We start from the raw sequence: 16,265 nt of genomic DNA on the forward strand, positions 1-16,265 counted from the left end.
AAGATGATATGTGCATTTAAATAAAAAAACCTTCAGAAATTCTGAAGGTTCACTATTTATTTTTTGATTGATTCTTTTTTCCAGTTCGCTTTGAACTTACAGTTATCATAACGTCCGTCAATCGATATAAAGGTTGTCGGTAGTTTAGAGTTGACAAACTTCTCAATCATTTCATTACGCTTTTTATTAAGCGCCATCTGCTTGATTCTGTTGTAATCTGTTTCCATTGTGATCTGGTGGGCAGGAATCACATCTTCCTGCTTGATGATCTTAACGACTTTTCTTTTATTGTCTTCATCTTCGAAAGCAGAAGTAATATCTCCTTTGTTCAGACCAGCCAGTTCATAACTGATAGATCCCGGGATACTTTCTCTTTCAATTTTATCAGAACCGTCCGCTCCTGCAATCACTCCTGCATTGAACTTCGTTTTCTTATCATCTGAAAATTTAAAAGCAGCATCTTTAAATGTAATCTTACCGGCTACGATAAGACCTTTGATACTGTCTAATTTTACTTTTGCCGTTTTAATTTCGTCATCAGTAGGAGTCGCTTTCAGTAAAATATGTCTTGCGTCATATACTTTCCCTGATTTTTTAATCAGCTGTATAATATGATACCCGAATTCAGATTCAATAGGATCTGAGATTTCATTTTCCTGAAGGTTTAATGCCGCCGCTTCAAATGGCTTCACCATTTGTCCTTTGTAGATGTTTTTATACAATCCTCCGTTCGCGGCAGATCCCTCATCTTCAGAATAAATCCTTGCCTGGCTTTCGAAAGTTTCTCCACCTGCAATATCCTGCTTAATCTTCTTTAATCTTTTGATAAGATCTTCCTTATGAGCTTCTGTCAATTTAGGATACATCATGATCTGAGCTAAAGAAATTTCATCCTTTACTTGCGGAAGCTGCATTTTGTAGAGGTTATAGAAGTCTGTCACCTCATTTGGTGTTACATCTGCCTTTTCAGTGATACGCTGATATTTTGCCTGTCCGTAATACTGGTCGATATCGATCTTTTCGATAGCGTTTTTCATTTCAAACCCGTTTCTGAATTTATATGCTGTAAGCATTGTCTTTTCGTCCGGGAATTGAGAAAGCAATTGACGGTATTTTGCATTCGCCTGCTCTTTAATGGCAGCAGAGCGGTTTTCAATCAATGTATCTTTTTTTGCTTCGTATACAAGAAGTTTGTTGCTGATCAGGTTTTCAAGGAACTCACATTTGTCAGTCTCAGAGGCTCCCTGCTGTTTGGCATAATTCATCTGCTCATTCACATCTGATTCCAAAACAATTTCATCACCGATAACAGCAGCAATACCATCCACTAACTCTCCTGGTTTTAGCTGAGCATTCATGTTTGAAGAGAATATCATCATGAAAATCCCAAGAAGAAAAGTGATTTTTAGTTTATTTGTCATTTTACTATTTTAAACAAGTTGCAAATTTAGAATTCTTAACGAATTAGTCTAAATTTTTTATTATAAATATTTCTTAAAAAGACTTATTTATTGCAGTTCGATATCGAATGTCGTTAATTCTTTGAATTGTCTTAATCTGTCGAACATATCAGATTCTTTTACTTCTTCCAGTCTTTCTGTTCCGAATTTTTCAACGGTGAAAGAAGCCATCGCAGAACCTACGATCAAAGCAGACTTCATCGTTTCGAAATCAACCTTTCCTTTTTTAGCAAGATACGCTGCAAAACCTCCTGCAAAAGTATCTCCTGCTCCGGTAGGATCGAAAACTTCTTCCAATGGAAGCGCAGGGATAGCAAATACTTTACTGTCGTGGAAAAGCAAAGCTCCATGCTCTCCTTTTTTGATGATCACATAGTCAGGACCCATTGTGTGGATCTTTTTAGCTGCTTTTACTAAAGAATATTCTCCGGAAAGCTGTCTTGCCTCTTCATCATTGATTGTAATAACGTCTGTTTTAGCAATCATATCCATTAAGATATCCCAGGCTGAATCCATCCAGAAGTTCATGGTATCAAGGATAACCAATTTAGGACGGTTGTTCATTTTTTCCAATACGGATAACTGAACACCCGGGTGTAGGTTTCCAAGCAAAAGGATTTCTGCATCCTGCATAGAATCTGGAATTTTCGGATCAAAATTCTCTAAAACATTCACTTCTGTAGCCAAAGTATCTCTGGTATTTAGATCATTATGGTATTTTCCTGACCAGAAGAATGTTTTTCCTTCTTTTACGATCTCAATGCCTTCAATATTTACACCTCTGTCTGTGAACATATCAAGGTGCTCCTGTGGGAAATCTCCTCCAACAACAGAAACAATACCGGATTTAACACCTAAAATAGATGAAGTGATGCCGATATAAGTGGCTGCACCTCCTAAAATTTTATCCGTTTTACCAAATGGTGTTTCGATCGCATCAAATGCAACGCTTCCTACAACTAAAAGTTTCATATATTTTTCAATGTATTTTAAAGTCAATTATTTTTTCCATTCAAAAGTGTCCAGCAGATGTTTCATATCATTTTTGATATAGTTTACTGCCGGGGCCAAAGAATCTGGTTTCGGTCTTGTATTAAAGTATAAATAAGCAGTCACGAAGTGTTTCGTACTGTCTGTAATGTAAAATTGAAGATTGGAAGCAGTCTGCCCCTTCAGTTCATAGAAATTCCCGTAAACACTTTTATCAGGATATTCAAATGACTTGGTATCTATGGAGCTTGCTTTTACGGTATGCTCATAGACCATTTTCTCAGTTTCTTTGATATGGTCTGCAAAGTCATTCTGTATCGGATAATATGTTACAAAAAGTTTTGCTTTCATTTTTGGGTAGTTGATGTAGTACCAGCACGGCTTTTTAGCATCGGTAATGGATGCAAAATCTGAATATTCGAAGGTATAGGCACAGTTATTTTCAAACTTATGATATTTCGGTTCCGGATATTCCAGACGCAGTTCCCCGTAAGGTTTTGGAACATGATCTTTTCCGCACGAAATTAAAAGCAGTGACACAAAAATAAAAATGACGTTTTTTATCATTTTGCAAAAGTACAAATTAGATTTTAGATTTTGGGAGACAAATTTCAGTCTTTCAGTGAGTTTTGGATGTAGTTTTCCAAAGGCTTGGGAAAAGATTTATCATGAGAGCCTTCAAAGTCTGTAATGATATACTTATTTTGTGCGATAAAACGGTCCCAGACCTCTTCTGAATGAACCTCAACGTTTGAAATTTCAATAGTCAGATTCTTATGGGTAAGTTTATGGGTAATTGTTTTTACATTTCTTATAAATGGTTCCAGCTCAGCAGAAATGGTTGGCGGAAACTCAAATAATTTCTTCCAGATGAAGTCATCTTTCCTTTGCTGAATCAAAAACTGCCCGTGTCTGTGGACAAAATAATAGGTCAAAGCCAGATCTTCTGTTTTTACTTTTTTTGTTTTGACAGGATAATCTGATGTTTTTTCAAGAGAGAATGCAAGGCAGTCATCGTTCACGGGACATTCACCACACAGAGGATTTTTAGGCTTACAGATCTCTGAGCCAAGATCCATCATAGCCTGATTAAAATCTCCAACATTTTCAGGCATCACCAATGTGGCAAGCTGAGAGAAATAGGAAAAAGCTCTGGAGTTGGAAATATCGAAATCATCAGCAAAAATGCGGCTTAAAACCCTGTAAAAATTGCCATCAACGGCTGGCATTCTGCCTCCAAAGCAGATGCTTGAAACGGCAGCTGCAGTATATTTTCCTACGCCTTTTAATTTTAAGATTTCATCATAATCCGCAGGGAACGTACCATGATAGTCATTCATGATCTGTTGTGAAGCTTTATGGATATTAATAGCCCGTGAATAGTATCCAAGTCCTTTCCAATAAAGCAGTACTTCATTTTCTTCAGCATCGGCCAGAGTTTTAACGTCCGGAAATCTTTTAATGAAGTTGTTGTAATGATTCAGTCCCTGACTGATCCTGGTCTGCTGAAATACAATTTCACAGATCCATATCTTGTAAGGGTCTTTTGTCTGTCTGAAAGGCAGATCTCTTGCATTTTTTCCGTACCAACCCAGGAGTTTGTTTCCAATATGAAGAAAATCTGAACTTTTATTATCTTTTTCCAAAAATCTTTGTCTGTTTTAATGATTCCGGGAGTTCTTAACTGCCTTGCATCAGGATGACTGTAGATTATCATGCTGAGCGGAGTCGAAGTATATTTTTATCATATCATTCAAAAATTTGATACAACTTCACTTCCCGTCCCACAAAGATAAAATTATTTATCCTTTTTAACGGAATATACCGGAGCTGCTTTCAACCACTGATATTTAAGATTTCTTTCCGCGGCAATAAAACGGTAGCCTTCGAGTTTTTTCAGGTAAAGATAGATGGAGTCATTTTTAAGTTTAAGTCTTTGATCAGACAGGAATGTGAATGGATAATCTACTACTGAGTCCCTTATTGTTTTCAACATTTTTCCGTCTCTTACTTTGTAAAGAAAGAACGTTTTTCCTCTTCCTTTTGAGCTATCTGTCAGTTTTACACTTGAACTTGCAATAACCAGCTCGCTGTCGTCAAAACATTCTTCTTTGTTCATAATGTAAGCTTTCCCCTCCTGACGTTCGTCTTTAAAAAGATCCACTGCATAATGATCCGGTTCCTTGTATTTTTTTTCACATCCCGATAATACAATCAGCAGGAGTACAGGCAGGAAGAAGCTTAAACTTTTTTTGATTACATTAATTTTCATATGAATTGGCAGTAAAAAACCGATGAAAAAATGCATCGGTTTTATTATTTAAAATTAGGTTCTTATTATTCCTGAGTGTATTGTGCATCCCATTCGTTACCATCATCTCCTTTGTGTCCGTCTAATTTAATAACGAAACTTTTTGTAGGGAAATAAGGGGTCATACGGATATCAAGCCATACTCTGTCTTTATTTGTTTTGTCCTGCTCGAAACGAACGATTTTGAACTTTTCGATCAATTTATCCGGACCTTTGATATTATCAAGGAATGTTACGATCTGTCTTCTCAGATCATCTTCATTCTTGGCATTCCAGTTTTCGAAAGCTCTTCTGTTCAGGAAGTCCAGTAAAACTTTAGTTACATAATCAAATACACGTACTACCGAATAAGTCTGAAGACCGATATTATCCCCTGTAAACAACGTTTTAGCAGAGAATGCCATGATCTTTCCATATTCGTTAACCATTGGAACAAGACCCATTTTTTCTAACTGAGAAATTTCACTTTTCTTCAATTCGAATTTTACAGCGTCTACTTCGTTGATGTTCCCGTGTTTTTTACCTGCTGCTACCTGAGACATCAGTGTTTTGTGGATCTTTCCAGCTAATGAAGTGGATGGTGGAAGCTCTACGTTGTCTTCTTCTCCTACTTCTTCAGCTCTTCCTCTCCCTACAAGCCAGTTACACGTCATAATCACGTTACTTCTGTGTAGCTCACCTCCTGTAAGGTTTGCAGAGTGGAATAAGTCTACAACATCATCCGGCTTATCAAGGTTGGCGAAATCGGTGACCATCATTACTTTATTCTCGTTACAGATCTTTGCCCATTTTTCAATGACTTTATTTGACCCTAAATATCCAGGGATTGCCAGGATAGAATAGTTGTCTCTAAGATCCAAACGGTCGTAATAATTTTTGAATTCTTCAGAAATAGCATCGATGAATAAAGGATTATCCAGATCGGAAACCTGTTCAAGGCTTGCATTAACGATGCTTACGTTATCCACTTTATCCAATTCTGTATTTTTATAGAATTGGGCTACAGTTCTGTAGTTGGTTTCCAACAAACGTACTGAGTCAAGTGTATTTTTCAGATTGGTTTTTAAATTCTGATCGGCTGCCTGCGCTTTCGTTTTGCAGGTATCCGCCATTTTATCTGCAGATTCATTCCCTTCCAAAAGGCTTACCCAAAGGTTTATTTTTTGAAGAAGTTCTTTTCTTTCGTCTGTTTTATTACTATCTGTCAGGAAAATTTCTTTCCTGGCTTTTCTAGTAGGGTTCATATTGGCGATACCGTCTACAACGGATTCAACAAAGCCAAAACCTCCCATTTTATTAAGCTCTGCAAGCGGGTTGCCTTTCGGCTGCCCTGAGTGTTGCTGCTGACCCTGCTGTTGGCTTTCTTGTGCCTGTAATTTGCTATCCATGATTTGATTTAGTGTAAATGGTTATTTTTCAAGTTCTTGTGCCACATCTTTCAATACTTCGATGAATGCAGCTCTGGTCTGGTCGTTCTCAAGCATATTACGCAGAATTTTGTTGGTCTTCAGTTGACGTACGATTTTATTGTACTGCTCCTGTTCCATGCTAAGCTGCTGCAAATAGTCTGATTTCTGAGTAAGATTTTTAGGGGTGAAGTCTGCAAGATTCTGAAAACGGAATTCTTCTTCTACTACACCTCCATCTTCTGTTTCGTGCTGTACAGCGACAGAAGGCTGAAAATGTCTGAAGACATCGTCTACTGACTTTAATCCTGTGATGATTTCAGGGGTATAAGATTCTTCTGTAGTAAGCTGGCTCACTATCAGCGATTTGTTCTCCTGTATTTCCTGAATAGCTTCATTAGCGTCTACTTTTACCTCGTTGCCGCCAACACCATAATTAAACATTGCCATATTATTGTTATTTTGAGATTGTTGATTTTGGTTTGGATCTGTCTTTGAGTAATTTACCGATGAATCAAATAAATTACCAATCCAATGTTTAAATTTAAAAAAAAACTGTAACATACAAAATTTTGTCAAGATTTTTCTTGAAATATTTAATTTAACCCATTATATATATGCCGTAAAATCATGACTTTACGATATCACTAAACTATGAAAAAATAAATAAAAATAAACCATAAGGAGATAAAATAAAATCCTGGTGCATTTTGCGTTTATAAAAAAACATCAAACACGTGTTAAAATAGGAATTCCTCCGACGTGGGGAAAAAATATTCTCTATATTTAACCTGAGTTCGGAATAAGAAAATTTAGATTATAAGACTGAAAAGAGAGGGCGGAAATTACGGATTTTACCCTTGTCAAGGTTGGAAACCTTGACAAGGGTAACACACTGCTAGGAACAAAGTAGTTTCAAACTTCCTGACCACTATTAAAATAAGGAGGTCTCATTACGAACTCAGATACTATTTAAATAAAGTAAACAGAGCTATGAAAGATGTAAAGATCGCGTTTAGAAAACCCATATATCCTGTTTCAGAAGCATTAGAGCAGTATCTGGAAAAACATAACAGAACGACTAAGATTCAGTTTCTGTATGAAGACCTGCTAAGATTCAGTGACAGTGTGAATATTCTGGATAAGGAGGGCAAAGATACTTTGTGGCTCGGTGTATTGTATTCTGAATATGAGTTTAAAGAAATAGAGGCTAATTTAAATAAGATTTATACTCTTCTTCATTCCGACGGGGATGAGGCTACTTTACCTTATCTAAAAGTGGACACGATCGATTTCTGTACCTTCGGAAACTCTAAACCTTTTCGAATTCGGGTGAGAAATATTCTGAATGACAATTATACCAATTTCTATATTAAACAGGCTGATGCTTCACGGATATACGGACTGGAAATAGAAGACCTTCTTTCTCCTAACCGGATCAATTTTCTGATTTACAAAAACACCCTGATAGAAGAGCATATTTTAGGAATTCCCGGAGATGTTTTCATTCAGAAACATTTACACAACTGTACAGAATCGGAAAAGGCACAAATTTCCAAGGAATTTGTAAAATTCAATGAACGTTGCCTCATTGGGCTGCTTGGTGACATGCGCTCTTATAATTATGTTATTATTCCGATACACGATTTTGATCAGGTTATTTACAGAATCCGCCCTATCGATTTTGATCAGCAGAGTTATGAAGGGAATTTGAAAGTTTATCTTCCTCAATATTTCAAAGAAAACAGCCAAATGGTTAGTATGGTACTGGAAAAACTGAAGCCTAATTCTATAGAACAGTATCGTAAAGAAGTACGTTCACAAATTGTAAAAAGAGTGACCAGTAGCCAAAACAGATTCGATGAGCTTATTTCTATTATGAAAAAAGAAAATATTGCACCGGAAGCTAATGTTACAGAGCTAAAAACAGCTTTACAAAGACTTACCTACGATGTCAATTTCAAATATTGTAAAACCATGGGAGACATTATAGAAACCGGAATAAAGTTTGTTCTCCGGAATTATAAGAAAGCCTATTAAAAAGAGAATCCATCTCACATGAAGTTGAGACGGATTCTTTCTTTTCTAACAATTTTTGGTTATTCTACCAAATTTTTATTCTGTCCTGAGGCGCTTTGTACATTTTGTCACCAGGCTTTATATCGAATGCTTTGTTGAATGCATCCTGATTAACCAGCGGACCGAATGCCCTGAACACTCCCGGAGAGTGCGGATCTGTCTTCACCTGGTTGATCATATACTGGTCGGTAGCTTTTGTTCTCCACACGGTTGCCCAGCTCATAAAGAATCTCTGATCCTGAGTAAATCCGCTGATATTCCCCGGATTTCCTTTATCTTTTAAGTACATCTGAAGGGCGTCATAAGCCACAGCTACTCCACCAAGGTCGCCGATATTTTCACCGCTTGTAAATTTACCGTTCACAAAACTTCCTTTTACCGGTTCGTAAGCACTGTACTGAGCAGCCAGCTGTCCTACTTTTGCGTCAAAGTTCTTACGGTCTTCATCTGTCCACCAGTTGTTAAGATTTCCATCACCGTCAAAACGTGAACCACTGTCATCAAATCCGTGAGAGATCTCATGTCCGATGACCGCACCGATCCCTCCGAAGTTGACAGCAGCATCAGCTTTAGGGTTATAGAAAGGAGGCTGAAGAATGGCCGCCGGGAAAACAATCTCGTTGTTAGATCCGCTGTAATAAGCGTTTACAGTTTGTGGAGACATTCCCCATTCTGTTTTGTCTACCGGTTTTCCTACTTTGTCAAGGCTTTTCTGATACTGCCACGCAGATACATTCTGAAGATTGGAATATAATGTTGCTCCTTGTTTTGGAGATTCCACTTTTAATTGGGTATAATCTTTCCACTTGTCCGGATAAGCGATCTTTACTGTAAATTTAGAAAGCTTTTCCTGAGCTTTAACTTTGGTAGCCGGAGACATCCAGTCCATATCATTGATATGTGTTTTGAATGATTTTAAGATATAATCTATATAGGTCTCCATCTGAGCTTTTGCTTCAGGCGTGAAATATTTTTCAACATATAATTTACCGAAAGCCTCACCAAGAACACCGTTTACAAGAGTAAGTCCTCTTTTGTCCATCGGACGCTGTTCTTTCTGGCCCTGAAGATATTTTGAATAGAAATCAAATCTGATCTGTTCTAAACTGTCATTCAGGTTACTTGCATTACCGTTAATTAAATGATATTTCAAATAATCTTTCAGAAGCGGAAGGTTCTTTTCAGTGACGAACTGATCCATATTCTGATAATATTTCAGCTCACCGATGATCACTTTATCTGTATTTACCCCTGCATCCTTCAGGTATTTAGCCAGATTAACATTTTTAACCAATCCTGAAAGCTCAGTTACATTTTTAGGGTTGTATCTCAAATTGGCATCTCTGTTCTGCTCAAGCGTCAACAGGTAGTTGGCAAGCTGTTTTTCAAATGTTACAACATTTTGGGCAGCCTGCGATGCATTTTTATGTCCTAAAACTCCAAATAACTTTCCTACATAAGTCTGATATTCTGCTAAAGTTTTAGTATTGGCATCATTTACTTTCTGATAGTAATCTCTTCCCAATCCAAGATCTGGACCGCCAAGATACACCGCATTCATTTTAGAATTCTTCATATCTGCGCTCACTCTCCATCCGTAGAAAGAATTGTCGCCTAATTTTGTTGCTTCAAGAAGGTATTTCTGCAGATCATTAAGGTTTTTGATAGCCTCAATTTTTGCCAGATCTCCTTTAATAGGAGCCAATCCATCTGCATTTCTTTTATTGACATCCATGAAAGATGCATACAGATTCTGGATCTTCTGTCCTTCTGATCCTTCGGCATAACTTTCGGATAAAATTTTGTTCAAAATATCCAGAGAAGCATCATCTACATTCTCTCTCAAAGCATTGAAAGAACCCCAGCTAGCTTTATCTGAAGGAATCTGAGTAGTTTTCACCCAATTTCCGTTCACATAGCTAAAAAAGTCATCCTGCGGGCGAACGCTTTTATCCATATAAGATAAATTGATCCCCTCCTCTTTTACTTCTTCTTTCACAGGTTCTGCAACGACAGCCGTAGTTTCAGTTTTTGTTTCTGTACCTACAGTTTTAGCCGTTCCGCATGAGTTTAAAAATACAATGCCGGAAAGGGCAAGTATTCCAATATTTAGCTTTTTCATTAAAAAAATTTTGATTGTCTACAAACTAACCAAATATACGAACTTTAATAATAAGTGATTAAGGATAATTGATAAATGATGAAGAGTTAGTAGTGGAATGCGGGGTTTCGAGTATGAGGGTGGTAGGGTTTGAGGGGTTTAGAGTTTTAAAGTAATTTAGAAATCAGAATGACTTAGCTACTGGCTACTAACAACCCACAACTTGTACTCCAAATCCCAATACTCCGTATCTCGAAACCTCATCACCCGAAACTCGCATCTACTACCTGCAACCTAACATCTGCAACCTACTCCCTAAGAAAACAAAAACCGCTCATTGCTGAACGGTTTGTTATGTTTACCAGATTTTGATTCTGTCTTCCGGAGTTTTGTATAGTTTGTCTCCTTTTTTCACATCAAATGCTTTATAGAAAGCATCAACGTTGATTAACGGACCAAAGCTTCTGAAATATCCCGGAGAATGCGGGTCAGTTTTCACCTGGTTCACCATATATTTTTCACTTGATAAAGTTCTCCAAACGGTTGCCCAGCTTAAGAAGAATCTCTGATCCTGAGAGAATCCGCTGATTTTCCCTGGATTTCCTTTATCTTTTAAGTACATCTGAAGCGCATCGTAAGCGATATTCACACCTCCTAAGTCAGCGATATTTTCACCGTTGGTGAAAGTACCGTTTACGAAAGTACCTTTTACCGGCTCGTATTTGTCATACTGAGCAGCAAGAGCTTTTGTTGCTTTCTCGAAGTTGGCCTTATCTTCCGGCGTCCACCAGTCTACTAAGTTTCCGTCTGCATCAAACTGAGCTCCTGAATCATCAAATCCGTGGCTCATTTCGTGACCGATAACGGCTCCGATTCCTCCGAAATTCACGGCAGCATCAGCTTTAGGATTAAAGAAAGGAGGCTGAAGGATAGCAGCTGGGAAAACGATTTCGTTGTTCACCGGGTTATAATAAGCATTAACCGTTTGTGGAGTCATACCCCACTCTGTTTTATCAACAGCTTTACCGATTTTTGCTAAGTCTTTATTGTACTGCCAAGCCGCTACATTCTGAAGGTTCTTGTATAAAGTTCCGCCTTTAGCTTCAGGAGTGATCTCTAATTTTGAGTAATCTTTCCATTTATCCGGATAAGCAACTTTTACGGTAAACTTGTTCAGTTTAGTCATTGCCTTTTCTTTCGTTGTAGAAGACATCCACGCTAAGTTATTGATGTGAACTGCGAAGCTTTTCTTTAAATAATCGATCAATTCCACCATCTGAGCTTTTGCTTCAGCCGGGAAATATTTTTCAACGTATAATTTACCGAAAGCCTCACCAAGAGAACCATTGATCAATTCAAAACCTCTTTTGTTCAATGCTCTCTGCTCCTGCTGGCCTCTTAAATATTTGCCATAGAAACCAAATCTCATATTTCCCAGTTTCTCACTTAAGTAAGATGCACTTCCGTGAATCATGTGGAATTTTAAATAATCCTTGATTACAGGAAGATTCTGAGCATTGACTAATTTATCAAAGTTCTTGTAATATCCGATTTCTCCGATGATCACTTTATCTGTACTTACCCCAACTTTTTTAAGATAAGCTGGAATATCCACCCCTTTTACCAATGTTGAAAGCTCAGCCATCGTTTTTGGGTTGTATTGAAGCGTATTGTCACGGCTCTGCTCGTTTGTAAGATAAGTTTGTGCAATACTTTTTTCGTAATCAACGATTCCTTTTGCAGCTGCGTCAGCATTTTTATAGCCTAGCTCAGTAAGCATAGAAGCTACGTATTTCTGATATTCAGCAATAGCTTCTGTATTTTTCTCGTTGACCTTCTGATAGTAATCTCTTCCCAGACCTAAAGAAGCGTTACCTAAGTAAACGGCATTCATTTTAGAATCTTTAAGATCTGCATCTACACCCCATCCATATAAGGTATTTTCACCATCTTTAGTTACAGAAATCAAATAGTTCTGAAGATCAGTAAGATTTTTGATTGCCTCAATTTTGTTCAGGTTATCCTGAATAGGTTTGATTCCATCTGCATTTCTCTTCTCCATATTCATATAGGAAGCATACAGATCCTGAATTTTTTTACCCTCGCTTCCGTCTGCAAATTTATCTTTCAGAAGAGAGTTCAAAATAGTCATTGAGTTGTTGTCTGTATCTTCAGCCAGTTTGTTGAAACTACCCCAAGTTGGCTTATCAGACGGAATTTTGGCTGTTTTCATCCAAGTTCCGCTTACGTAGTTATAAAAATCATCCTGCGGACGTACAGAAGTGTCCATAAGGCTCATATCTAAGCCTTTATCGGTGCTGTTAACTGCTGTTTTCACGGCTTTAGTCTGTCCGTTCACGGTATTCAGTGAGCAAACTCCTGCCAATAAAAACAAAGAAAGCGTTAGTTTTTTCATTATGATAGCAAATTTATATGATATGTCTGTTTTTTTTGTATTTTGTTACTTTCCACCAATAACAAATTTAAACAAATATTAGGAAGCCGTTATTTCTTTTACATTTCCTGTTCTTTTTAAAAATCCCCAGGATTGTATTTCCCCTTTCAATGCTCTTCTTAAGCTTCTGAATAATACGATATACATCAGCCATCTGTAGCCGAACCTCTGAGGAATCACATAGAGTAATCCTGTCAATTTCTCACGTTGCATAATGAATGCAGTCAGGGCCAGAGAGGCATCTACCAACAGGAAAATCAGATAATAAGTGAATATTTTTCCGCCGTTTCCTGATAAAATCCCAAAGAACATGATCACGTCTGCCATAGGTGAAAAGAACGGAATGATGTATTGGAACAATAAAATATTCGGCATTGCCCAAAGTCCAAGTCCTTTGTATTTCGGATTAAGGAAGGTCTGGCGTTGTTTCCAGAACATCTGCATAATACCATAGGTCCAGCGGAAGCGTTGTTTTAAAAATTGTTTTACACTTTCAGGAGCTTCGGTCACGGCAACAGCTCGGTTTTCATTGGCAACGGTATATCCTGCCTTTAAAATCTTTACTGTAATATCACAGTCTTCTGCCAGAGTATCAGTAGAATATCCTCCTGCTTCAATGATTACAGATTTTTTAAATGCTCCAATGGCACCCGGAATTACGGTAATAGCATTGATGTGGGAGTAAGCCAATCTATCGAAATTCTGACTGATAGTATATTCAATCGCCTGCCATCTGGTGAGCCAGTTTACGGTGTTTCCTACTTTTACATTGCCTGCCACTGCTGCTATTTTTTCGGCAGGATCTGAATTTAAAAATCTTGCGATTAAATATTTTACCGCATCGTGTTGAAGCTGAGTATCTGCGTCAATACAGACTACATATTCCGCATCGGTTTGGGCAATCCCAAAGTTCAGGGCTGTTGCTTTTCCACCGTTTGATTTGGTGAAAATTCTCAGCTTTGGATGGTTGGGAAATGCTTCATTTGCTTTTTTATATGTTGAATCCTTACTTCCATCATCCACCATAATGATGTCAAAGTTTGGATAGGTTTGTTTTAATAAATTATTCAGGGAAGAAATAATATTCACTTCTTCATTATAAGCAGGAACAATGATGGATACTTTAGGATAGGTTTCCAAAACAGGAAAACCACCCAGTGACTTTTCTCTTTTTCTTTCTTTAAAAGCCCAATACATCATCACCATCAATCTGATCAGACCTAAACCAATAAATAGGGCAAAAAGTGCCACCAGAAAATGGCTTATCCCATAAATTACCGTAGCGAGAACCAAATTGAGCTGCATCACATAATACGATCTTGTTTTAGGCACTTCCGGCATCAGTACATTTTTGTTTTTGTGCAAAATACTGGAAAGGTTCGTAAAATGATAGCCTTGTTTCTGAAGCGTCGGAATTAAAATTTTAAGTGCTTTAACGGTCTCTTCTCTGGTATCCCCACCTGCATCGTGCAGAAGGATAATATTTCCCCGCTCCTGTTTTATTCCTGCCATGACCCGTTTAATGATTTCATCTGATCGTATTCCGGGCTGCCAGTCTTCGGGGTCAATGCTTTCTCCAATATCCAGATAGTTTTGCTGTCTCGCCAACGCCACAGGAATAATTTCCTCAGAAGTCGTAGGCTCAGAATCTGCGTTATAAGGTGCTCTGAACAGAATGGTACTGTGGCCAGTTACGCATTCAATAAGTAGTCTTGTGAGTTTCATTTCCAGCAGCGCTCTTTCCGGGCTTACTTTAGCTACATTTTCGTGGGTGAAGGTATGGTTCCCGATTTCGTGGCCTTCACGGTAAATTCTTTTAACCAACGGAAGATTTCTTTCAGCATTGAGCCCCACAAGAAAAAATGCGGCAGGCACATGGTATTTTGACAGGATATCCAAAATTTGTGGTGTATAGGTCTCATCCGGACCGTCATCAAAAGTGAGTACCAGCTCTTTCTGTGGTGCTTCTCCATATTTTTTCACTTCATAAGAACTTGGATAGGTGATATAGTTCTCGTCTGTAATTATTTTTTCTTTTGGATCTATTTCCATGGCAATTTTTCCGTCATGAGGCGTATTCAAAACATCCAGTACTTCTCCGTCTCCGATGTAGTCTACCATCGTTTGTCCTTTTACATTTTCCAGCGTTTTTAAATTAAACTTAGGAAGACCTGCCAACGTAAGATCTTTATCATAGAAATTCCAGATCCTGCTGTCTTCACTACCCAGTCTCCAAACGGCAGTTCCCGCCAGCGGATATTCGGAGGAAAAACGCATGGTATTGAAAATAGAGGCTGCATCGTTGAAAAATACGGTGTGGGTGTTTTTTTTGGAATCTGTATAGGAGTAATTTAAATCGAATGTATTATCATCATAATTAATAACCGCTTTACTCGCGCTGGCTTTTGTGATAGCCTGCATATAAGTAACAGATGTGTTGTCATCTTTATTCGTGCTCCAGTCATACCCGTACGCTCCCAATCCCAGAATTATTTTTTCGGGAGCTGTTTTTTTGAGGATCTTTTCGGTTTGTTCCTCTATCCATTTTTGTGAAGAAACGGGCCCGGCATCGCTGTCTGCGGCATATTCATCATAGGCCATCAGGATGAAATAATCTACATAAGGATTCAGTTTCCGGATATTGTAATCATCATTATCTGTCATGATATCCATGGTAACCAGCAGTTTATTCTGTTTAAAAGTTTCTGAAAGTTCTTTCATAAAGGCAATGAGATATTCATCAGAATCCAGGTTCATATCTTCAAAGTCAATGTTGATTCCTTTAAAATGGAATTTCTGACACTGCTGTGTAAGTTTCTGAATAAGCTTTGTTCTTCTCTGAGGATCTTTGAGGACTTTTCCAAGCCCTTCAGAACGGAATTCCCGGTCAGAGTTATTACTTAAAATAGGCATTGCTGCCACGCCGGTTCTTTTGATGATTTTGTAACCTTCCGGATCTATATTGGTCTTTAAATCTCCCGTTTTAGGATCAAGGAAAAACCATTCGGGGAAAACCAGGTTGATATGTCTGATATTTCTTTTCAGAGACATCAGGGACTGCGGATCCCAGGCTACATAGAATGCCGAGCGGATCCCACCCGGAAACTGGGACCAGTTTCTGTTTTGATTTTTGAGTCTTTCTGCCCTTGCCTGCTGGATTTTAGCCAGACTGGTATGCATTGTTTTTTCAGAAATAAAGCTCCTGAAACCTTTGTATTCTTTGGATATTTTATTTTCCTGAAGATAAGGTTTACTAGCTGTTATTACCGCTTTATAATCTTCTTTGAACGGGATTTTCGGACTTTTCTCCAGTTTCATCATCAGCCCTAAGGCAAGAATGAGCAATACAGCTACGAAAATAAAAATACGACTTCCCCACTGTACGCTTCTCCAGCGTTTTTTACTGTCAGTCTGAAAAATCTGTTTTGAGTCTTTCACGTTATGAAATTTATGACATAGATCT

11 protein-coding genes are annotated in these 16,265 nt (G+C 37.9%); 1 reads left to right on the plus strand and 10 read right to left on the minus strand.

What is annotated here, in order from left to right; genetic code table 11:
• Positions 1–56: 56 nt before the first annotated feature.
• From NZD88_RS04445 to NZD88_RS04475, 7 genes are all read right to left on the minus strand, one after another.
• Positions 57–1,421, minus strand: coding sequence for a peptidylprolyl isomerase (locus tag NZD88_RS04445; RefSeq protein WP_169236824.1), 1,365 nt, complete (start codon positions 1,419–1,421; stop codon positions 57–59).
• Between the two features lie 87 nt (positions 1,422–1,508).
• The gene (locus NZD88_RS04450) at positions 1,509–2,432 is read right to left on the minus strand and encodes a PfkB family carbohydrate kinase (protein WP_169236823.1); all 924 of its coding nucleotides are present in this window, start codon (positions 2,430–2,432) and stop codon (positions 1,509–1,511) included.
• Between the two features lie 27 nt (positions 2,433–2,459).
• Positions 2,460–3,017, minus strand: coding sequence for a gliding motility lipoprotein GldD (gene gldD, locus NZD88_RS04455; protein WP_169236822.1), 558 nt, complete (start codon positions 3,015–3,017; stop codon positions 2,460–2,462).
• A 44-nt stretch (positions 3,018–3,061) separates the two neighbouring features.
• On the minus strand, positions 3,062–4,096 hold the full coding sequence (mutY, locus tag NZD88_RS04460; RefSeq protein ID WP_259827744.1) for an A/G-specific adenine glycosylase: 1,035 nt from the start codon (positions 4,094–4,096) through the stop codon (positions 3,062–3,064).
• A gap of 152 nt (positions 4,097–4,248) precedes the next feature.
• Positions 4,249–4,722, minus strand: coding sequence for a hypothetical protein (locus tag NZD88_RS04465; RefSeq protein WP_259827746.1), 474 nt, complete (start codon positions 4,720–4,722; stop codon positions 4,249–4,251).
• A 65-nt stretch (positions 4,723–4,787) separates the two neighbouring features.
• Positions 4,788–6,149 (minus strand): DUF5458 family protein, encoded by a 1,362-nt coding sequence (locus NZD88_RS04470; RefSeq protein ID WP_169236819.1) that lies wholly within the window; start codon positions 6,147–6,149, stop codon positions 4,788–4,790.
• A gap of 21 nt (positions 6,150–6,170) precedes the next feature.
• Positions 6,171–6,617 carry a type VI secretion system contractile sheath small subunit gene (locus NZD88_RS04475; protein WP_259827747.1) on the minus strand — a complete coding sequence of 149 codons (447 nt, stop codon included), beginning with the start codon at positions 6,615–6,617 and terminating at the stop codon, positions 6,171–6,173.
• A gap of 543 nt (positions 6,618–7,160) precedes the next feature.
• Between NZD88_RS04475 and NZD88_RS04480 the strand changes: the two genes are divergently transcribed.
• Positions 7,161–8,207 carry a hypothetical protein gene (locus NZD88_RS04480; protein WP_259827749.1) on the plus strand — a complete coding sequence of 349 codons (1,047 nt, stop codon included), beginning with the start codon at positions 7,161–7,163 and terminating at the stop codon, positions 8,205–8,207.
• Positions 8,208–8,271: 64 nt separating this feature from the next.
• Here NZD88_RS04480 and NZD88_RS04485 read toward each other — a convergent pair whose 3' ends face one another.
• The 3 genes from NZD88_RS04485 to NZD88_RS04495 all read right to left on the minus strand — a co-directional run bounded on the left by NZD88_RS04485 (position 8,272) and on the right by NZD88_RS04495 (position 16,240).
• On the minus strand, positions 8,272–10,368 hold the full coding sequence (locus NZD88_RS04485; RefSeq protein ID WP_259827751.1) for a M13 family metallopeptidase: 2,097 nt from the start codon (positions 10,366–10,368) through the stop codon (positions 8,272–8,274).
• A gap of 337 nt (positions 10,369–10,705) precedes the next feature.
• Complete coding sequence (locus tag NZD88_RS04490; protein WP_259827753.1) at positions 10,706–12,763, minus strand: M13 family metallopeptidase; 2,058 nt, start codon at positions 12,761–12,763, stop codon at positions 10,706–10,708.
• A gap of 78 nt (positions 12,764–12,841) precedes the next feature.
• The gene (locus NZD88_RS04495) at positions 12,842–16,240 is read right to left on the minus strand and encodes a trifunctional glycoside hydrolase family 18/polysaccharide deacetylase/glycosyltransferase family 2 protein (RefSeq protein ID WP_259827755.1); all 3,399 of its coding nucleotides are present in this window, start codon (positions 16,238–16,240) and stop codon (positions 12,842–12,844) included.
• Positions 16,241–16,265 lie beyond the last annotated feature (25 nt).

Origin of the sequence: Chryseobacterium pyrolae (assembly GCF_025153485.1) — a bacterium.
Lineage (GTDB): Bacteria > Bacteroidota > Bacteroidia > Flavobacteriales > Weeksellaceae > Chryseobacterium > Chryseobacterium antibioticum.